This window comes from Scleromatobacter humisilvae, assembly GCF_023231945.1.
GTDB classification, from domain to species: Bacteria; Pseudomonadota; Gammaproteobacteria; order Burkholderiales; family Burkholderiaceae_C; genus Scleromatobacter; species Scleromatobacter humisilvae.
Genome location: NZ_JAJLJH010000002.1, coordinates 609,729 through 629,563, shown reverse-complemented (window position 1 = coordinate 629,563; position 19,835 = coordinate 609,729). Strand labels below are relative to the sequence as shown.

General features: G+C 69.7%; 11 protein-coding genes. 3 read left to right on the top strand and 8 right to left on the bottom strand.

Features of this window, described 5'->3' with window-relative positions; all coding sequences use genetic code 11:
• Positions 1–15: 15 nt before the first annotated feature.
• From LPC04_RS12125 to LPC04_RS12090, 8 genes are all read right to left on the bottom strand, one after another.
• Positions 16–2,952 carry a serine/threonine-protein kinase gene (locus LPC04_RS12125; RefSeq protein ID WP_275682481.1) on the bottom strand — a complete coding sequence of 979 codons (2,937 nt, stop codon included), beginning with the start codon at positions 2,950–2,952 and terminating at the stop codon, positions 16–18.
• Between the two features lie 108 nt (positions 2,953–3,060).
• Positions 3,061–3,789 (bottom strand): DUF6445 family protein, encoded by a 729-nt coding sequence (locus tag LPC04_RS12120; protein WP_275682480.1) that lies wholly within the window; start codon positions 3,787–3,789, stop codon positions 3,061–3,063.
• Positions 3,786–6,251, bottom strand: a complete 2,466-nt coding sequence (locus LPC04_RS12115; RefSeq protein ID WP_275682479.1) for a glycoside hydrolase family 13 protein — start codon at positions 6,249–6,251, stop codon at positions 3,786–3,788. The genes LPC04_RS12120 and LPC04_RS12115 overlap by 4 nt, the downstream gene beginning before the upstream one ends.
• Entirely contained in the window at positions 6,248–7,867 is a 1,620-nt protein-coding gene (locus LPC04_RS12110) for an alpha-amylase family glycosyl hydrolase (RefSeq protein WP_275682478.1), read from the bottom strand. Before LPC04_RS12110 ends, LPC04_RS12115 begins: the two co-directional genes overlap by 4 nt.
• Positions 7,864–8,754 (bottom strand): maltose ABC transporter permease MalG, encoded by an 891-nt coding sequence (gene malG, locus LPC04_RS12105; protein WP_275682477.1) that lies wholly within the window; start codon positions 8,752–8,754, stop codon positions 7,864–7,866. The genes LPC04_RS12110 and malG overlap by 4 nt, the downstream gene beginning before the upstream one ends.
• A 3-nt stretch (positions 8,755–8,757) precedes the next feature.
• Positions 8,758–10,305 carry a maltose ABC transporter permease MalF gene (gene malF / locus LPC04_RS12100; RefSeq protein WP_275682476.1) on the bottom strand — a complete coding sequence of 516 codons (1,548 nt, stop codon included), beginning with the start codon at positions 10,303–10,305 and terminating at the stop codon, positions 8,758–8,760.
• Positions 10,302–11,498, bottom strand: a complete 1,197-nt coding sequence (malE, locus tag LPC04_RS12095; RefSeq protein ID WP_275682475.1) for a maltose/maltodextrin ABC transporter substrate-binding protein MalE — start codon at positions 11,496–11,498, stop codon at positions 10,302–10,304. Before malE ends, malF begins: the two co-directional genes overlap by 4 nt.
• A complete protein-coding gene (locus tag LPC04_RS12090) occupies positions 11,495–12,619 on the bottom strand; it encodes an ABC transporter ATP-binding protein (protein WP_275682474.1) in 1,125 nt (374 codons plus the stop codon). The genes malE and LPC04_RS12090 overlap by 4 nt, the downstream gene beginning before the upstream one ends.
• 315 nt (positions 12,620–12,934) lie before the next feature.
• On the opposite strand from LPC04_RS12090, the gene LPC04_RS12085 reads away from it, so the two are divergent.
• The 3 genes from LPC04_RS12085 (at position 12,935) to glgX (ending at position 19,835) form a co-directional block, all read left to right on the top strand.
• Positions 12,935–15,415: a glycogen/starch/alpha-glucan phosphorylase gene (locus LPC04_RS12085; RefSeq protein ID WP_275682473.1), complete on the top strand. Its 2,481-nt coding sequence runs from the start codon at positions 12,935–12,937 to the stop codon at positions 15,413–15,415.
• 111 nt (positions 15,416–15,526) lie between these two features.
• Positions 15,527–17,713 (top strand): 1,4-alpha-glucan branching protein GlgB, encoded by a 2,187-nt coding sequence (gene glgB / locus LPC04_RS12080; RefSeq protein ID WP_275682472.1) that lies wholly within the window; start codon positions 15,527–15,529, stop codon positions 17,711–17,713.
• A gap of 4 nt (positions 17,714–17,717) precedes the next feature.
• Entirely contained in the window at positions 17,718–19,835 is a 2,118-nt protein-coding gene (gene glgX, locus LPC04_RS12075; protein ID WP_275682471.1) for a glycogen debranching protein GlgX, read from the top strand.

Sequence of the window (19,835 nt, the reverse complement as noted above, 5' to 3'; positions counted from 1 at the left end):
GCTGCGCGTCGGCGTTCAGGGCGAGGCCGGCTTCTCGCCCGCAATCCGGGCCTTCAGCTGCGCGACCGGCGCCCGCAGGTGCGCGCTGATGGCGGTCTGCCCCGCGATCGCGGCGCTGGCCATCGCCGACGCCACGCGCGCGAGGCGCGCGTGGCCCGCGGCGAGCGCGCACAGGCCCATGCGGGCGCGCCAGTAGGCCACCCGCGGGTTGGCGTCGCTGCGGTCGCGCGCCAGCCGGGGCAGCGACTGGGCGAACAAGGCCAGGCCCTCGTCGAACCGACTCCTGCCGCACAGCGCCGAGGCGCGGGCGACGAACGCCTCGTCGTCGTAGCGCTGGTCGGCCTTCAGGTGGCGGCGTTCGGTCAGGTTCAGGACGTCGTCGAAGCGGCCGCGTTCCAGCGCGACGACGAGCCGGGCCTCGTCCCGATCGTGATCTTGTGTCGCCGCTCCGTCGTCGCGAGGCGGTGTGACGCCGGGCAGGGCATCGAACGCGTCGAGCACCGCCTGCGCTTCGTCGTAGCGCCGCTCGTGCATCAGGGCGATGGCGCGCTGCTCGTAGGCCCACGCGAGATCGTTGCCCGTGTACAGCGCCCTGTTCTCGGACAGGATCCTGTTGCTGATCTCGTCGGCCTCCGCGGAGGCGCCGGCCCAGGTCGCGGCGACGACGGCATGGCCGAGGCACATGTTGCGGGCGAGTCCTCGTTCCGCGTGTTCCATGCAGATCGGGAAGGCACGCGTCATCAGCACCCGGCCTCGCACGTAGTCGCCCCAGCGCATGTAGGCGAGGCCCAGGTGCAGGTCCATCTCGGCGAGAACGTGTGGCGGCACGGTCCATGAGCGGGATTGCAGCGCGGCGCGGTCGCGCGCGACGGTTGCGACGACGTCCGCGAAGCGCCGCGCGCCGTCGAAGGTGTACATCCAGCTGGCGAAGCGCGATTCCTCGACTGCGGCGCGCGCGTCGTCCGGGCCGCCCACGCTGCGCATCGCGGCCAGCGCGGCGTCGACATAGGGCTTGGCCTGCTCCGAGCGGTAGGCGAAGGTCAGTTGCGCCCCGAGCGTCGTGCGCGCGTGCATCGCCGTGCGGGACGTCGGCCCTTCGGCCTCGAGCGCCAGCCGGATGGCCTCGTCGAACAGCGGGATCGACTTGTCGATCTGGCCCTTGCCGTCGGACAGCCACAAGCCGCGGACGAACAGGGCATTGGCGCGGGCCAGCGCGGGCACCGCATGGTGCGCCATCAGCGCCTCGGCCGCATCGAGCTCCTTGCCGCCGGCGTCGACGCGACCCTGGCCGGCGGCGAGCACGAACGCCAGCTGGGCGTGGGCGCGCACGAGGAGTTCGGGGTCGTCGGCCGCCAGCGCGATCGCGCGCCGCAGCCGCACCTCGGCATCGCCCCAGCGCCACAGGTCGATCAGGCTCTCGCCCAGCGACAACGTGGCGACCGCCAGCGGCCGCCCGCGTTCGCCGGCCGACGACAGCGCCTCGACCTGGCGCGTGCCGAAGTCCACCGCCATCTCGAACGCGGACAGGTTGAAGTACATCTGGCTCACGACGCCGTATAGCTGGGCCTGCAGCAGCGGCTGCCCGGCGAACTTGCTGTCGATCTGGCGCGCCCCGCGTTCGAGCAGGGCCTGTGCGGGGATCTGCGCCAGCGAGCCTTCGCTGCCGGCGTGCGTGTTGAACATCTCGACGACGAACTCGTTGACCAGCCGCGCGCGCTCGGCCTCGGCGTTGGCGCGCTGGGCCTGCACCAGGGCCACGCCGCTGCCACTCAGCACCGCCGCCGTCACGGCGGACGCCGCCGTCAGCACGACCCAATGCCGGCGTGCCGCCTTGCGCCAGCGATAGATCGGGCCGGCAGGCCGGGCGAGCACGGTCTCGCCGTTGAGGTGGCGCTCGATGTCCTGGGTCAAGGCATCCACGGTCGGATAGCGCCGCGCCGGATCGCGCTGCATCGCCTTGTCCAGGATGGCGTCCACCTCGCCGCGCAGCGCGCGTGCCACCGCCTTGTCGCTGGTGCGGCTGCTGGCCGGGCGCGCATCGCCTTCGAGGATCGCGTCCTCCACGGCGCCGAGCGTGGGGCGCCGCGGCGCGTGCGGCAGCTGGCCCGTCAGCAGCTCGTACAACAGCACGCCGAGCGAGTACACATCCGACTGGACGGTGACGGCGTCGCCGGCGATCTGCTCGGGCGAGGCGTATTGCGGCGTGAGGACGCGGCCCTGTTCCTGGGTCAGCCCCGGCGCGTTGCCGGTGGCCTCCTGCAGCAGCTTGGCGATGCCGAAGTCCAGCAGGTGGGCCTGGCCGTCGGTGCTGACCAGCACGTTCGACGGCTTCAGGTCGCGGTGCACGACGAGCCGTCCGTGCGCGTACGAAACCGCTCGCGCGATCTGCGCGAACAGGCGCAGCCGGGCCCGCACCGGCAGGTCGTGGGCCTCGCACCACGTGTCGACGGGCTGGCCGTCGATGTACTCCAGCGCCAGGAAGGGGCGACCGCGCTCGTCGACGCCGGCGTCGTACAGCCGCGCGATGGCGGGATGCTCCAGGCGGGCGCCGATCTCGCGTTCGCGGGCCATGCGCTCGGCCAGTCCGGCGCCCCACGACAGCCGCGGCAGCTTGATTGCCACCTGCCGCTGGAAGCTGCCGTCGGCGCGTTCGGCCAGCCACACGCTGCCCATGCCGCCGCGCCCGATTTCGCGCAGCAGGCGGTAGGGCCCGACGCGGTCGCCGGGATGAGCCACGGCCTCGTCCGCGGCCTCCAGCTGCGGGCTGTGGCGCAGGAACGCGCCGCCCCGGGTCGACCGCGCCTCGGCGAGCATGTCGCGCAGGCGCGGCGCCAGGTGACGCCGGGCCGGCGGCAGCGCGGACAGCCACGGCTCGAGCTCGGCCGGATCGAGTTCGAGCGCGGCATCGAGCAATTCGCTCAGGAGCGACAGGTCGGACGCGGGGATCGTCATGGGCGGCAATCGAGGAGGCTGGTCCCGACCGGACGCGATCGCGAACCGAAACCGGACACCGCGTCGATTGCAACGCCGGCGATCGGCTGCCGCAATCCCCTGGCAGCGTCAGCGCGCCTGGCGCCGGCAGGTGAAGAAGCCGTTCGCCGTCAGCCGCGCGGTGGCGGGGTCGCTCGTCAGCAGGTCGGGGCGGCCGATGTCGCCGGAATGGAAGAAGCCGGCGTCGTACAGGATCATCCGGTTCCATGCCGCCGGCACGCGTGCGACGCACTCGAAATAGGCGTTGCTGCCGTTCATGTAGCCGGGCGCCAGTCCGTAGCGGGCCGCGAACTGCTCCGCGCCCAGCGTGGCGCTGTCGTTCAGGATGCGGTCGGTGGCGGCCTCGGACTGGCGCGGCACATAGAAGCTGGTGCCGCCGAGCGCGGGGTCGCGGAACAGGTAGAGCACCGATGCCGCGAACATGATCGTCGGATCGCGGCTGACCTCGTCGCGATGGCATTGCCACTGGCGTGGATCCAGTTGCGCGGGCGGGGTCGTCACCATCGACAGCCGCACGTCGTGGCTGAGCGTGCGGCGGGCCTGCAGCCGCGTGCGCGCGCGCTGCGCGAAGAAGTCCGCGAAACGGGCCGCCAGGCCGGACGGCGCGGCGGCGATCAACCCGGGGTAGAAGAAGTGGCGTGGTGCCCCGAAGTTGCATTGGCGGGCGCGTTCGACGAGCCCCGCGGGATCGAGCAGCACGTCGTCGATCACCACCACGTCGAAGCCGCCCGGCAGCGGCACGCTGCTGATGGTGGGCGCCGGGTTGAAGAAGAGCCCGTTGCCGTCGTCCCAGTTCATGGCTGCGAGTCTCGCATGGCGGCGTCGGCGCGCTTCGGGACATGGCTGGCGCGCGCGAGCAGCACCACGCCCGAGCGGGCGGGCACGACGATGGTCAGCGTGCGCGCGGCGATGTCGACCTGCGCCGGCACGTGGCTCAGCGCGTCCGTCCACGGGAACGGGCTCGCGCCGCGGGGCACGGGCACGGTCAGCGTCCGCGCGGCATCGCCGTTGTTGGTCGCGGTGATGGCCACCGTGTTCGCGTCGCGGCGCGCCAGCACCACGACATGCTCGTCGACATGCAGCGGCGCCATCAGCTGGCCGTGGCGCAGCACCGGCAGGTCGTGGCGCAGCTTCGTCAGGCGCCTGAAGTCGGCCAGCAGCGCGTTGTCCGGATGGCCGCCGCGATCGGCCCAGGGATAGGTGCCGCGGTTCATCGGATCGGGGCCGCCGGTGACGCCCACCTCGTCGCCGTAGAAGATCGCCGGCGAGCCGGGGTAGGTCATCTGGAAGAAGACGGCCAGCCGCAGCTTCTGCTTGGCGAGCGCGACCTCGGCGGGCGTCGCCTTGCCGTCGACGTCGCCGAGCACGTGCAGCGAGCGCGCCGAGTCGTGCGTCGACAGCAGGTTCATCAGCGCCGCGAAGGTCTGCGGCGGATAGGCCTCGCGGATCTCCTCGAGGTTGGCCACCATCCTGCGCGCGTCGCCGCCGTTGGCGTAGTCCAGCACGGCGTCGCGGAAGATGTAGTTCATCGTCGAGTCGAACTCGTCGCCGAGGAAGAACTTGGACGCGTCGAACCAGGTCTCGGACACGGTCAGCGCGTCCGGCTTCGTCTGCTTGACCACCGCGCGCCACTCGCGCCAGAAGTCGTCGGGCACCCACGGCGCGACGTCCATGCGCCAGCCGGACGCGCCGGCGTTGAGCCAGGTGCGCGTCACCGAGTCGGGCGCACCGTACGCGAACGCGCGATACGACGGGTCGGCCTTGTTCAGCTCGGGCAGGTCGGCGACGCCGACCCAGCCCTTGAACTGCTTGTCGGGCTCGGCCTGCGTCGCGTCGAACGTATACCAGCTGGCGTATGGCGACGCCGCGTTGATCCGGCCGCCTTCGAACGCACCCTGGCCGCCGCGCGTGCCGTAGCGGTCGAAGTAGATCGAGTCGGCGCCGCTGTGGTTCAGCGAGGCGTCGGGCAGCACGCGGATGCCGCGCTTCGCGGCCTCGCGGCACAGGCGCTCGAAGTCGGCGTTCGTCCCGAAGTGCGGGTCGATGTGCTTCCAGTCGGCGGTGTCGTACTTGTGGTTGCTGGCCGCGGTGAACATCGGCGTGATGTAGAGCGTGTTGGCGCCGACGCTCCGGATGTAGTCCAGCTTCTGGATGATGCCGGCGATGTCGCCGCCGAAGAAGTCGTTGCTCCACTGGTCGTCGCTGCCGTCGCCGCTGCCGGGACGCCAGGGCTTGTCGTTCCAGTGCTCGTGGAATTCGACGGTCTTGTCGTGGAACCTGTCGACGCCGGGCCTCGGGTCGTTGCGCCGGTCGCCGTTGCGGAAGCGCTCGGGAAAGATGTAGTAGTAGACGGCGTCGCTGGCCCAGGCCGGTACCGTGTAGGGTGTGTAGACGGTCTGGCGATAGCGGCGGATGCGCTTCGCGTTCGACGGCATCTCCGCGACCACGCCCGCGCCGCCGGCGCCGCGCTCGCGGGTCCAGTAGACCGGCGTCGGGTTGTTCTCGAAGAGCACCGTCCTGCCGCCGATCTTGGCCTCGAACCAGTAGCCGTAGACGGCCGCGGCGTCGAACCTGTAGCGGCCGCTCCAGCGCTCGCGCCCGTCGGCGCCCGCGGGTGCGCGCGCGAGCGGGACGCGCGCGAGCTCGCTGTAGTCGAGGACGTCGTAGTTGCCCTCGAGCCTGCGCTTCTCGACGACCAGCGTCACCGCGTCGACGCCCGGCAGCGCGCTCAGCGAGAACGTGACCTCGGTGCCGACCACGACCGCGCCGTACGGCGACTTGTCGGCAACGTCCTGCGAATCGAAGGCCAGGCTCAGCGCCACCGGATCGGTGACGGTGGACGCCGCGGGCGGGGGCAACGGCGTGTCGGCGGGCAGGTCGGTCACCGTCAGCGTGGGCGCCGGCCCGGGCGTGAGCGAGATGCGCGCGACGCCGTTGAAGGTCGCCTTGAGCGCCTGCCCCTTGGCCGCGAGCGCGACGGGAACACCGGAGTTCAACGTGATGTCGCCGGGCGCGCCGAAGTCGAAGTCCCAGTCCTCGTCGCCGACCTTGAAGCTCTGCGCGCCGCTCAGCCTGGCGACGAGTTCGTAGTGGTCGCAGACGTAGCTCAGCGCCGTCTCGTCGTCGGCGCGCCAGTCGTTGAAGCTGCCGCGCAGGTAGATGCTGCGGCCGGGGAGCGGGTCGGGGTGGCAATCGGCCGCGAAGGCCTGCGTGGCCGCGGCGAGCAGGAGCGCGCTGGCGGCGAGACGGTGGGACTTCATTGAACGCGCTTGTAGTTGGTGTAGCCGCCGGGCGGTGCCACGTCGGGCTTGAGGACGGCGAAGCCGTGCGCGGGCAGCGTCAGGTGCATCAGCGCGGCGAACAGCCGCGTGTCGGCGAGTGCGGCCGGATCGGCCTTGTCGGCCAGCAGGTTGACCATGCGCGTGCCGTCCATCAGCTTGGAATTGGCGACGAGCACGGTGTCGGTGACGGGCATGTCCGATGGATTGAGCAGGACGACGACGGTGTCGGCCGCGCGGTCGGTGTAGCGCTCGAAGCCGATGAGCTTCGAAGCGGTGATCGCCCGGTAGTTGCCGACGCGCAGCGCGCGGTTGTCCTTGTGCAGCGCGACCAGCCGCTTGTTCCAGTTCAGCACCGGGTTGTCGGCCTTGACGAGATCCCAGCGCATGGGCGCGCGCATCTCGGGATCGTCGCCGCCGGGCATGTCCAGCTCGGTGCCGTAATAGAGATTGGGCGAGCCGGGCAGCGTGAACTGCAGCACCTGCGCGAGGCGGCGCTGCGCCGGGTCGGGCAGGGCGGTGGCGAGGCGCACGGTGTCGTGGTTGTCGAGATAGACCCAGGACTTCAGGATGTGCTCGTAATCGGCGTCCTGCACGATGCGCGCGATCATCTGCTGGCCGGTGGCCGCGTCGATGCGGCCGCCGGCCACGCCCAGGATCACCTGGCGCAGCGTGAAGTGGATGAGGCCGTCGACCGACGGATACCACTCCTTGGGGAAGTTGGCGATCTCGCCGACGACCAGCGAACCGGGCTTCTCGTCGTGCGCGGCCTGCGTCAGCTCGCCGAGAACCTTGAAGCCGATGTCGAACGCGACGTCGAGGCGCCAGCCGTCCATGCCGTCGCGCAGCCAGCCGCGCACGATGGAGTCGTGGCCGTTGAACAGGTCGTCGCGCACGGCGGGGTTCTCGAGGTTGAGCTCGGGCAGGTTCTCGGCCAGCGCCCAGGCGCGTGCGCCGCCGGCGTATTGCGGGCCGAACACGAACCAGTCGCGGTACTTGCTGTGCGGATCGGCCTCGGCCTGCCTGAAGATCGGCGAGTTGCGGCCCATGTGGTTGAAGACGCCGTCCAGCATGATCTTCATGCCTCGCGCGTGCACGTCACGCGCGAGGGCGCGGGCGTCGTCGCGCGTGCCGTATTCGGGCGAGACGGCGCGGTAGTCCAGCGTGTCGTACTTGTGGTTGGTGTAGGCGAGGTCGATCGGGTTCAGGTACAGGACGTCGGCACCGAGGCCCTGGATGTAGTCCAGCTTGCCGCGCAGGCTCTGCAGGTCGCCGCCCCAGAAATCGATCTCGTGGCTCCAGACCTTGGCCTCGGGCAGGTAGACGCCGTGCGTGGGCAGGTCCGTCCACGCATGCAGCCTCTTCGGCGCCGGATAGAGCGCGCGCTTGGCGTCGAGGTTGGCCGACGGCGCGAAGCGGTCGACATAGACCTGGTAGACGACCGCGCCGTCGCGCCAGTCCTTTTCGCGCGCCTCGAACACGCCGGCCAGCGCCTGGTCGAAGCTGTTCGCGTAGTCGACCCTCTGTGCGATGGCTGGCGACACGGCGAAGGCGCACAGCGCGCTCGCCAGGCAGGTGACGAGCGGCTGGCGGTTCATTCCTTGACGCCTCCGGCGGTGAGCCCCGACACGATCCAGCGCTGCGCCGCGAGGAAGACGACCGTGATCGGCAGGCCCGACAACACGGCCGCCGCGGCGAAGTCGCCCCACAGGTATTTCTGGTCGGCCAGGTAGTACTTCGAGCCGACGGCCAGCGTGAGGTTGGACTCCTCGCGCAGCAGGATGGACGCGACCGGGTATTCGATGATGGTGCCGACGAAGGCCAGCACGAACACGACCATCAGGATGGGCACGGCCATCGGCAGCAGCACGCGGAAGAAGGCCTGGAAGTGGCTCGCGCCGTCGACCTTCGCGCATTCCTCGATCTCGACCGGGATCGTCTCGAAGTAGCCGCGGATCGTCCAGACGTGCGTCGCGACGCCGCCGAGGTAGGCCACGATCAGGCTGCCGTGCGTCTCGAGGCCCAGCGCGGGGATGTAGTTGCCGATGGTCTCGAAGATCGCGTAGATCGCGACCAGCGCCAGCACCGGCGGGAACATCTGCAGCAGCAGCATGCTGTTGAGGATGGGCATCTTGAACGCGAAGCGCAGGCGCGCGAACGCGTAGGCCGCGGTGGTGGAGATCGCGACGATCAACGCGGAGGCGATGGTCGCCACCTTGACCGAGTTCCACAGCCACAGCAGCACCGGGAAGGGCGGGTGCACGACGACGCCGTCGGCGGTCACGACGTCGAACCCGAGCGCCAGCTTCCAGTGCTCGAGGCTGATCTCGCGCGGGATCAGCGAGCCGTTGGCGAAGTTGCCCGGACGCAGCGAGATCGAGATCACGGCCGCGAGCGGGAACAGCGTGACGACGAGCAGGATGATGAGGAAGGCGTGCGCGCCCAGCACGCGCCAGCGCTGGTTCTTTCCGGTGACGATGGCCATGCGTCAGCCCTTTCTGGCGTTGCGCGCCGCGACGCGCAGGTTCGCGAACGACAGCAGCGCGACGAGGAAGAAGATCACCGTCGAGATCGCCGCGGCGAGGCCGAAGTTCTGGCCCGAGTCGAGGAAGGCGATGCGGTAGGTGTACGAGACGAGGATGTCGGTCGTGCCCGCGGGAATCTTCGTGTTGAGGAAGTCGGGCCGGCCGTTGGTCAGCAGCGAGACCAGCACGAAGTTGTTGAAGTTGAACGCGAACGCCGAGATGATCAGCGGCGACAGCGGCTTGACGATCAGCGGCGCCGTGATCTTGAAGAAGTTCGTCAGCGGCTTGGCGCCGGCGATGGCCGAGGCTTCGTAGAGGTCAACCGGGATCGCCTTGAGCAGGCCGGTGCACAGCACCAGGAAATACGGATACCCCAGCCACGTATTGACGACCACCATCATCGTGCGCGCCAGCAGCGGGTCGGCGAACCAGGCCGGCTTGATGCCGAAGACGGCGGCGAGGATGCCGTTGATCTCGCCGAAGTTCTGGTTGAACAGGCCCTTGAACACGAGGATCGAGATGAAACCCGGCACCGCGTAGGGCAGGAACAGCAGCGTGCGGTACAGCGTGCGAAAGCGCAGCGCCTCCCAGTTCAGCAGCACGGCCAGCGTGCAGCCCACGCCCAGCGACAGCGCGACGGACAGCGCGGCGAACACCACTGTCCACACGAAGATCGAGACGAACGGGCCGCGGAACTCCTGGTCGGCCAGCATGCGCGCGTAGTTCGCGAAGCCGACCGCGACCTTGTAGCCGGGCTGCAGCCGATCGCCGTCGGCGGCGATGTAGAAGCCCTCGGTGTTGTTCGGGGCGTAGGTCTTGTTGTCGTCGAGGCGGGTCAGCGACTCGTCCGGGTTGGCGCGCCAGACAGCGGCCGACGGGCCGAACTCGTGCACGCCGGCGTAGCTCAGCACGCGCTGGTCGGGCATCGCGAGCTTGAGCGCCATCAGCGCGTCGCGATGCGCCAGCACGTCGCGCGTGGACAGCGCCGGCGCGAGCGCCTGGTCGGCGGGCAGGGCGCTCATCGTCGCCGTCTCGGCCTTGTCGCCCTTCAGCTTCAGCGGCGCCGACACGAAGCGCTGCGCGCCTGTCGCGGCCTCGTAGGGCGCAAGAACGAGTCGCAGGCCGTCGCCGTCCGGATGCAGCGTGAACTCGAGCGAGTGCTCCTCGTCCGGCACGGTCTGTTCGAGCAGGTAGGCCCTGACGCGCGCCTGGCTCAGCAGGTGCGTCGACGAGTAGTTCGTGAAGCCGATCCACATCGTGTAGACCAGGGGGAACGCGACGAACAGCAGCATGCCGACGACGCCCGGGAACAGGTAGCGCCACGCCAGCGCGGCGCGCGACACGTAGACGTAGAGGCCGGCCGCGATCAGCGCCAGCGCGCCCAGCGCGAGCATGGGCTGGCCGGCGGCATGGATCGCGAACACGAGCCACAGCCCGCCGAGCGCGACGATCGCCGCCACGCCGGCGCCCACGGCGCGCTTCCAGTCGAAGGAGTTCATGGCGGCGTTCATTTGACGAGGATCCGCGCCTTGGCGCCGTCGAGGGCGTCCTGCGGCGACTGGCGCATGTTCGTGATGGCTTCGATCGCGGCGTCCATCGCCGTCCAGAACTTGCCGACCTCGGGGATGTTGGGCACCGGCTCGCCGCGGCGCGCGTTGTCCATCGTCGCGGCGATGTGCGGGTCGCTCTTCAACTCGGCGAAGTAGGCCTTGTTGGCGGGCGTGCCCAGCGGCACGTCGGCGTTGATGGTGCGCAGGCCGTCGAGCGTCAGCACGTAGTTCTCGAGGAAGTCGCGCGCGAGATCCTTGTTCCTGCTGGGCGCGGCGATCATGCAGCCGAGCACGCCGACGAAGGGCTTGGGCTCGTGGCCGTTGACCGACGGAATGGGCGCGACGCCGAAATCGATGTGGCTCTTCCTGACGTTGTCCCACGCCCACGGGCCCGAGATCATCATCGCGATCTCGCCGCGGTTGAACGCGCCCTCCATCTCGGAGTAGCCCGCGCCCTTGGGCAGCACGCCGGTGCGGATCAGGTTCTGCAGCATCGTCGCGGCCTGCACGGCGCCGGGGGCGTTGACGCCCACCGAGTCGGTGTCGAGGCTGCCGTCGGGCTTCTTCGCGAAGATGGTGCCGCCCGAGCCGGCCAGCAGCGGCCAGGTGAAGAAGCTCTTGTTGTAGTCCCAGAGGATGGCTTTCTTGCCGTGGGCCGACAGGTCCTTGTCGATTGCGACGACCTCGTCCCATGTCTTGGGCGCCTCCTTGAGCATGCCCTTGTTCCAGATCAGCCCGATCGCCTCGATCGACAGCGGATACCCCCAGGTGCGGCCCTGGTACTGGAAGGCCTGCCACGCCGACGCCTCGATCGCGTCCTGCAGTTCCTTGCGCGGCTTGACCGGCACGATCAGCCCCGACTTGGCCCATTCGCCCGCGCGGTCGTGCGGCCAGCAGAAGATGTCCGGCCCCTTGCCGGCGCCGGCAGCGGCCTGGAATTTCGACGGCGCGTCGTCGGGGTGCTGCACCGTGACGTCGACGCCGGTGTCGGCGCGGTACTTGTCGCCGACCTTCTGCAAGCCGTTGTAGCCCTTGTCCGGATTGATCCAGACCAGCAACTTGAGCGGCTCCGCGGCCCGGGCCACGGACGAGACGAGCAGGGCGCTCGCGACGGCGCACGCCGCGACGCGGCACAAGGCGGTGCGTCGGCTCATGCGGCCTCTTGCTGCGCTTCGGCGACGTGGCGCCGGAACGCCTGGCCGTCGGCGTCGAACAGGTAGGCGCGCGCGGCGGGAATGGCCAGCGCCAGCGCCGCGCCGTTCTTCAGGCGCGTGGCGCCATCGAGTTCGCACACCAGCGTCTCGGCGACGCCCGGGTAGTCGCAGTACGCATGCGTCGTGGAGCCCAGCGACTCGACGAAGGTGACGGACGTGGCGATGACGTTGCCCGCCTGGCCCGCGGCCGCGGCCTCGAAGTGTTCAGGACGAATGCCCAGCGTGACCTTGTCGCCGGCCTTCGCGCGCGCGGCATCGACGTCGCAGTGGATCTGCGCGCCCGTCTCCAACTGCACCAGCGCGTTGTGCGCGTCGGCGGAGACGACCGTCGCCGCGAGGAAGTTCATCTTGGGCGAGCCGATGAAGCCGGCGACGAAGAGGTTGTCCGGATGCTCGTACAACTCCAGCGGCGAGCCGACCTGCTCGATGCGGCCGGCGGCCAGCACGACGATGCGGTCGGCCAGCGTCATCGCCTCGACCTGGTCGTGCGTGACGTAGATCATCGTGGTCTTCAGGTCCTCGTGCAGCTTGGCGAACTCGTAGCGCATGCGCACGCGGAGCGCGGCATCGAGGTTGGACAGCGGCTCGTCGAACAGGAACACCTCGGGTTTGCGCACGATCGCGCGTCCGATCGCCACGCGCTGGCGCTGGCCGCCCGACAGGGCCTTGGGCTTGCGATCGAGCAGGTGGTCGATGTTGAGGATCTTGGCGGCCTGGTGCACCAGGCGGTGGATTTCGTCCTTGTCGACCTTGGCGATCTTCAACCCGAACGCCATGTTGTCGTACAGGTTCATGTGCGGGTACAGCGCGTACGACTGGAACACCATCGCGATGCCGCGCTCCGCGGGCGGGATGTCGTTGACGACCTTGCCGCCGATGGACAGCGTGCCGCCGGTGATGTCCTCCAGGCCGGCGATGGTGCGCAGCAGCGTGGACTTGCCGCTGCCCGAGGGCCCGACGAACACCATGAACTCGCCGTCGCGGATCTCGAGGTCGATGTCACGCAGGATCTGGATGTCCCCGAACGCCTTCTGCACCTTCACGAGCTGAACGTGTGCCACTTTTGCTTGTCTCCTCGGGCGGATCGTGCGTCACGTCCGCCGGCTTGTCTCTTGGGGTAGTCACGCCGCCGGCAAGGCCGGTCATCGGCTGGGAATGTAGAGAATATACAATCAACTTGTCGACAGAACAATGCGTAACTACTTCAAGTACATTCGTTTCTCTACCTCCTAAAACGTCAATTTATCCTCGGCTCAGGGATAACCCGCTGTAGGAGAACTACACAAACACGCCGCGAACCGCGATACTCGCCGCTGTTCAGTCGGACGGCCGGGTCACACCGGTGCTGTCCGGCTTCGCCAGAAGGATCTTCCGTAATGAGCAAGACAACCGTCGCCGCTCCGGCGCACGAGCCCGTGGCCGTGCGCGCAGGCGACCAAGCCGACCCCGCCTTGACCCAAGAATTCACCACCGCCTGGAAGCGCGAACTCTCGCAACGCAGCGACGCGCCGTCGCCCGACGCCTGCCTGCGCGCGGCCATCGTGGCCTGCCGCCCGGAGTTGGCCGACCGCTGGGCCGCGACGCAGGCCGCCGACGCGAAGCGCGCGCGCGGCGTGCGCCGCGTGCACTACCTGTCGATGGAATTCCTGATGGGCCGCGCGCTGCGCAACGCCGTCTCGGTGATGGGCCTGGACGACGCACTGAAGGCCGCGCTCGAGTCGCACGCCGGCGCGGCCTCGCTCGGCGAGGTGCTGGAACAGGAGCCCGACGCGGCGCTCGGCAACGGCGGCCTCGGCCGCCTGGCCGCCTGCTTCCTCGACTCCTTCGCGACGCTGGAGCTGCCGTCCTTCGGATACGGCCTGCGGTATGCGCACGGCATGTTCGCGCAGGCCATCCAGGAGGGCCGCCAGGTCGAGCTGCCCGACGAATGGCTCAGGCACGGCAACCCGTGGGAGTTCGTGCGCGCCGAGTTGCGATACCCGGTGGGGTTCGGCGGCGTCGTCGAGAGCTCGGGCGGCCACCGGTCGTGGAAGCCGGCCGAGGAGATCGTCGCCCAGGCCTGCGACTTCGTCGTGCCCGGCCACGCCACCGGACGCGTCTCCACGCTGCGGCAGTGGCACGCGCAGCCCTCGCGCCCGATCGACTTCGCGATGTTCTGCCGCGGCGAGCACATGGCCGCGGGCCAGCACTACGAGGCCGCCGACACGCTCAACTGGGTGCTGTATCCGGACGACTCCACCGCCGCCGGCCGCCAGCTGCGCCTGAAGCAGGAGTTCTTCCTGTGCAGCGCGTCGCTGCAGGACATGATCGCGCGCCACCTGCGCGAGCACGCCGAGATCGACACCTTCGGCCGCCACAACGTCGTCCACCTGAACGACACGCACCCGGCGCTCGCGCCCGCGGAGCTGATGCGCCTGCTGCTGGACGTCTACAGCATGGGCTGGGAAGAGGCCTGGGCCGTGACCACGCAGGCGGTCAGCTACACCAACCACACGCTGATGCCCGAGGCGCTCGAGACCTGGCCGGTGCGCATGTTCGAGGAGCTGCTGCCGCGCCACCTCGAGATCATCTACGAGATCAACCGCCGCTTCCTCGACGAGGTCGGCGCGCGTTTCCCGGGCGACACGGGCCTGATCGCGCGCATGTCGCTGATCGACGAGAACGGCGAGCGGCGCGTGCGCATGGCGTCGCTGGCCATCGTCGCGTCGCACAAGGTCAACGGCGTGTCGGCGCTGCACTCGAAGCTGATGGTGCAGACGATCTTCGCCGACTTCGCGGCGATGTGGCCGCAGCGCTTCCTCAACATCACCAACGGCGTCACCCCGCGGCGCTGGCTGATGCAGGCCAATCCGGAGCTGTGCGAACTGCTCGATCGCCACATCGGCACCGACTGGCGCGCCGACCTGCACGGCCTGAAGGCGCTGGGCGCCAAAGCCGCCGGCAAGAAGATCGGCCAGGAATTCCTCGCGACCAAGCGCGCCAACAAGGAGCGCCTGGCCGAGCGCGTGCGGCGCGACTTCGGCGTCACGATCTCGCCGGACAGCCTGTTCGACGTCCAGATCAAGCGCATCCACGAATACAAGCGCCAGCTGCTCAACGTGCTGCACGTCGTCGCGCGCTACCAGGCGATCGTCGCCAACCCCGGCGCCGACTGGGTGCCGCGCACGGTGATCTTCGCGGGCAAGGCGGCCTCGGCGTACCACGCGGCCAAGCTGACGATCCAGCTGATCCACGACGTCGCGCGCGTCGTCAACGCCGACCCGCGCGTGGGCAACAAGCTGAAGGTGGTGTTCCTGCCGAACTACGGCGTCAGCCTGGCGGAAGTCATCCTGCCCGCGGCCGACCTCAGCGAGCAGATCTCCACCGCGGGCACCGAGGCCTCGGGCACCGGCAACATGAAGTTCGCGATGAACGGCGCGTTGACGATAGGCACCTGGGACGGCGCCAACATCGAGATGGCCGAGGCGATGGGCGTCGAGAACATGTTCGTGTTCGGCCTGCGGACGGATGCCGTCGCGAAGATGAAGAGCTGGGGATACGATCCGCGTCTCTATGCGGAAGAAAACTTTGCCCTTCAACAAGTCCTCGACGCCATCGGCGGCGGGGTGTTCTCGTGGGGCGAGCCCGATCGCTACCGGTCGCTCGTGCAGCCGCTGCTGCACCGCGATCCGTACATGCTGCTCGCCGACTTCGCCGACTACGTGCACGCGCAGGAGCAGGTCGACGCGCTCTATCGCGACCCGGCGGCGTGGGCCGAGCGCGCGCTGCGCAACATCGCCGGCATGGGCGCGTTCAGCACCGACCGCACGATCGCCGAGTACATCGAACACGTGTGGGCGGATCCCAAGGCGCGTTGACCGTGAGGCCAAGGCTCATCCCCTGCGGGCGCCGCGCTGGGCCGCTCCCGAGCAAGCCCGCAGCCTCCCCTCGGGGGAGTGGACGACGTACCCGTCGGACGAGGGGTGGTCATGATTTCCGATGACGACCTGAGCGCGCTCGTCCGCGCGCGCCATCACGATCCCTTCTCCGTGCTGGGCATGCACGCCGACCCGCAGGGGCGGCTGTGGGTGCACGCGATGGAGCCGCACGCGGTCGAGGTCGACGTGCTCGACGCGGCCGGCGCCTTCGTCGCGAAGCTGGAGCGGCGCCCCGGCTCCGACCTGTTCGAAGGGCGGCTGCCCGATCGCGCCGAGCGCTTCGACTACCGCCTGCGCGTGCGCTGGGATTCGGGCGTGGAGGACGTCTACGCCGATCCCTACGCCTATGGGCCGCTGATCTCCGACGACGACCTGCACTTCCTCGCCGAGGGCACGCACGTGCGGCCCTACGAAGTGCTGGGCGCGCTGCCGACCACCCTCGGCGAGGGCGAGCACGCCGTCGCCGGCGTGCGCTTCGCCGTCTGGGCGCCGAACGCGCGCCGCGTCAGCGTGGTCGGCGACTTCAACAACTGGGACGGCCGGCGCCACCTGATGCGCGCGCGCGGCGGCTCGGGCGTGTGGGAGATGTTCGTCCCGCACCTGGTCGTCGGCGATCGCTACAAGTACGAGCTCGTCGGCCCCGACGACACCTTGCAGCCGCTCAAGGCCGATCCCTACGCGCGTGCCGCGCAGCTGCGGCCGGACAGCGCGAGCGTGGTGGCCGCGCTGCCGCCGCGCCGCGCGCTGCCGGCCTCGCGCGCGGGCATGAACGACCGCCACGCGCCGCTCTCGATCTACGAGGTGCACCTGGGATCGTGGCGGCGCCATCATCACGGCGGCTTCAAGACCTGGGACGAACTGGCCGCCGAGCTGCCCGACTACGTCGCCGACCTCGGCTTCACGCACCTGGAGCTGATGCCCATCACCGAGTTCCCGTTCGACGGCTCGTGGGGCTACCAGACGCTGGGCATGTTCGCGCCGACCGCGCGCTTCGGGCCGCCCGAGGGCTTCGCGCGCTTCGTCGACGCCTGCCATGCGAAGGGCGTCGGCGTGATCCTCGACTGGGTGCCGGCGCACTTCCCGGTCGACGCCCACGGCCTCGCGCGCTTCGACGGCACTGCGCTGTACGAGTACGAGGATCCGCGCGAAGGCTTCCACCGCGACTGGAACACCTACATCTACAACTTCGGCCGGCCCGAGGTGCGCAACTTCCTCGCCGGCAGCGCGTTGTACTGGATCGACCGCTACGGCATCGACGGCCTGCGCGTGGACGCGGTCGCGTCGATGATCTATCGCGACTACAGCCGCACGTCCGGCGAATGGCTGCCCAACCGCTACGGCGGCCGCGAGAACCTCGAGGCGATCTCGCTGCTCAAGCACATCAACGAGGTGCTGGGCGCGGAGGCGCCGGGCGCGGTGACGATGGCCGAGGAGTCGACGACGTTCCCCAACGTCACCGAGCCGACCTACGCCGGCGGCCTGGGCTTCCACTTCAAGTGGAACATGGGCTGGATGCACGACACGCTGCAGTACATGCGCCAGCCGCACGTGCAGCGGCGCTGGCATCACGAGAAGCTGACTTTCGGCCTGGTCTACGCATTCAGCGAGAACTTCCTGCTGCCGCTGTCGCACGACGAGGTGGTGCACGGCAAGGGCTCGCTGATCGGCAAGATGCCCGGCGACGACTGGCAGCGCTTCGCCAACCTGCGCGCGTACTACGGCTTCATGTGGGCGCACCCGGGCAAGAAGCTGCTGTTCATGGGCCAGGAGTTCGCGCAGGACTCGGAATGGAACCACGACGCCGAGCTGCCGTGGCACCTGTTGAACAACGCCCGCAACGCCGGCGTGCGCCAGCTGGTGCGCGACCTGAACCGCATCTACCGCGAGCTGCCGGCGATGCACCGCCAGGACTGCGACGGCTTCGGCTTCGACTGGCTCGAATCGACCGAGGCCACGCATTCGCTGCTGGCCTGGCTGCGCCGCGACGCCGACGGCCACATGATGATCGCCGTCAGCAACATGACGCCGGTGCCGCAGTTCGGCTGGCGCCTGGGCGTGCCCGAAGGCCCGACCGGCTGGCGCGAGGTGCTCAACACCGACTCGTCGCACTACGGCGGCGGCAACGTCGGCAACGCGTCGGCGGTGCTGCCGGTGACGCCGGTGGCGTCGCACGGGCGCGCGCAATCCATCATGCTGGTCGTTCCGCCGCTGGCCACGATCTATCTGGTTCCGGGCTGACGCGATGGATTCGTTTCCCGCCACCGCGATGCCGGGGCGTTGCGAGCCGATGGGCGCGCATGCACGCGACGGCGGCGTCAACTTCGCCGTCTTCTCGCAGAACGCACAGCGCGTCGAGCTGTGCCTGTTCGATGCGACCGGCACTACCGAGCTGAGGCGCTATGAGCTGCACGGTCCGCACGACGGCGTGTTCAACGGCTTCCTGCCCGGCATCGCGCCCGGCCAGGTCTACGGCCTGCGCGTGCACGGGCCCTACGACCCGTGCAACGGCCATCGCTTCAATGCCCACAAGCTGCTGCTCGATCCGTGCGCGCGCGAGATCGTCGGACGTTTCGAGTGGCGGCCCGAGCACCATGGCTACCAGCTGGGCCATCCGGACGGCCCGCACTCGTTCGACGTCCGCGACAACGCCGCGACCGCGCTCAAGGCGCGCGTCACGCCCGCGGGCGTGCCCGCGCGCGGGTGGCTCAACGCGCCGCGAATCGATCCGGCCGACGTCGTGCTGTACGAGGTGCACGTCAAGGGCTTCAGCCAGCAGTTGCCCGGCGTGCCGCCCGAGCTGCGCGGCACCTACGCGGGCCTCGCGCATCCCGCGTCCATCGCGCACTTCAAGGCGCTGGGCGTGACGACGCTGTCGCTGCTGCCGGTGCAGTACCACGTCGACGAGCCGGCGCTCGGCGGCCGCGGCCTGACCAACTACTGGGGCTACAACACGCTGGGCTTCTTCTGCCCGGACCCGCGCCTGGCGACGACGCCGGACGACCCGTCGGCCGTCAACGCCGAGTTCCGCGCGATGGTCGCGACGCTGCACGAGCACGGCCTCGAGGTCGTGCTGGATGTCGTCTACAACCATACCCCCGAGGGTAACGAGCAAGGCCCGACGATCAGCTTCCGCGGCATCGACAACGCGAGCTGGTACCGCCTGATGCCGGATGACGCGGGCCACTTCGAGAATTCCACCGGCTGCGGCAACACCGTCAACGTGGCGCATCCGCACGTGACGCAGTTCGTGCTGGATTCGCTGCGCTACTGGGTGCAGGAGATGGGTGTTGACGGCTTCCGCTTCGACCTCGCACCGGTGCTGGGCCGCACGAAGGTCGGGTTCCAGCCCGACGCGCCGTTCTTCACCGCGCTGCGCCAGGATCCCATCCTCGCCCGCGTGCACCTGATCGCCGAGCCCTGGGACGCCGCGCCGGACGGCTACCAGGTCGGCCGCTTCCCCGGCCGCTTCCTCGAGTGGAACGACAAGTTCCGCGACACCGTGCGGCGCTACTGGCTGCACAGCGGCACGCCGCAGGCGATCCCGCGCGGCGAGCTGGCGCGCCGCTTCACCGCCTCGAGCGACCTGTTCAACCATGGCCAGCGCACGCCGCTGGCGTCGGTCAACTTCATCGCCGTGCACGACGGCTACACGCTGGCCGACCTCACCAGCTACGCCCGCAAGCACAACGAAGCCAACGGCGAGGGCAACCGCGACGGCCGCGACGGTGAACCCTCTGCCAACTTCGGCGTCGAGGGGCCGACCGGCGACGCGCGCATGCTCGCGTCACGCGCGCGCGTGCGCCGCGCGATGATGGCCACGCTGCTGCTCGCGCAGGGCACGCCCATGCTTTGCGCCGGCGACGAGATCGGCAACAGCCAGCAGGGCAACAACAACGCGTACTGCCACGACAGTCCGTTGACGTGGCTGGACTGGCCGACCGCCGACACCGGGTTCCTGCGCTTCACCGCCGACGTGCTCGCGCTGCGCCGCGCGCATGCCACGTTGCGCCCCGGCGACTGGCGTTCCACCGCGGCCGTGGGCGCCGGCGCGCCGCGCCTGACCTGGCTCAGCCCGCGCGGCGACGAGATGGGCGCGGTCGACTGGAACGACCAGAAGGCCCAGGCCTTCGCCTGCCGCATCGACCCGGCGCCGAGCGCGGCCACGCCCGTCGATCCGGCGCTGCTGGTGATCTTCAACGGCGAGGATCGCGCGCTCGACTTCCGCCTGCCCGCCGGCTTCTGGCAGCTCGCGCTGGACTCCAGCCTCGAGCTGCACGGGGAGATCTTCCCCGACACCGTCCTCACCCAATCCCTGCACCTGCCCGCGCGTTCGCTGGTGGTGCTTCGTTCGAAGAGCTGA

Bases quoted from the DNA above. Each gene is read 5' to 3' on its own strand.
- LPC04_RS12125 (WP_275682481.1), bottom strand. From the start codon at position 2,952: ATGACGATCCCCGCGTCCGACCTGTCGCTCCTGAGCGAATTGCTCGAT.
- LPC04_RS12120 (WP_275682480.1), bottom strand. From the start codon at position 3,789: ATGAACTGGGACGACGGCAACGGGCTCTTCTTCAACCCGGCGCCCACC.
- LPC04_RS12115 (WP_275682479.1), bottom strand. From the start codon at position 6,251: ATGAAGTCCCACCGTCTCGCCGCCAGCGCGCTCCTGCTCGCCGCGGCC.
- LPC04_RS12110 (WP_275682478.1), bottom strand. From the start codon at position 7,867: ATGAACCGCCAGCCGCTCGTCACCTGCCTGGCGAGCGCGCTGTGCGCC.
- malG (WP_275682477.1), bottom strand. From the start codon at position 8,754: ATGGCCATCGTCACCGGAAAGAACCAGCGCTGGCGCGTGCTGGGCGCG.
- malF (WP_275682476.1), bottom strand. From the start codon at position 10,305: ATGAACGCCGCCATGAACTCCTTCGACTGGAAGCGCGCCGTGGGCGCC.
- malE (WP_275682475.1), bottom strand. From the start codon at position 11,498: ATGAGCCGACGCACCGCCTTGTGCCGCGTCGCGGCGTGCGCCGTCGCG.
- LPC04_RS12085 (WP_275682473.1), top strand. From the start codon at position 12,935: ATGAGCAAGACAACCGTCGCCGCTCCGGCGCACGAGCCCGTGGCCGTG.
- glgB (WP_275682472.1), top strand. From the start codon at position 15,527: ATGATTTCCGATGACGACCTGAGCGCGCTCGTCCGCGCGCGCCATCAC.
- glgX (WP_275682471.1), top strand. From the start codon at position 17,718: ATGGATTCGTTTCCCGCCACCGCGATGCCGGGGCGTTGCGAGCCGATG.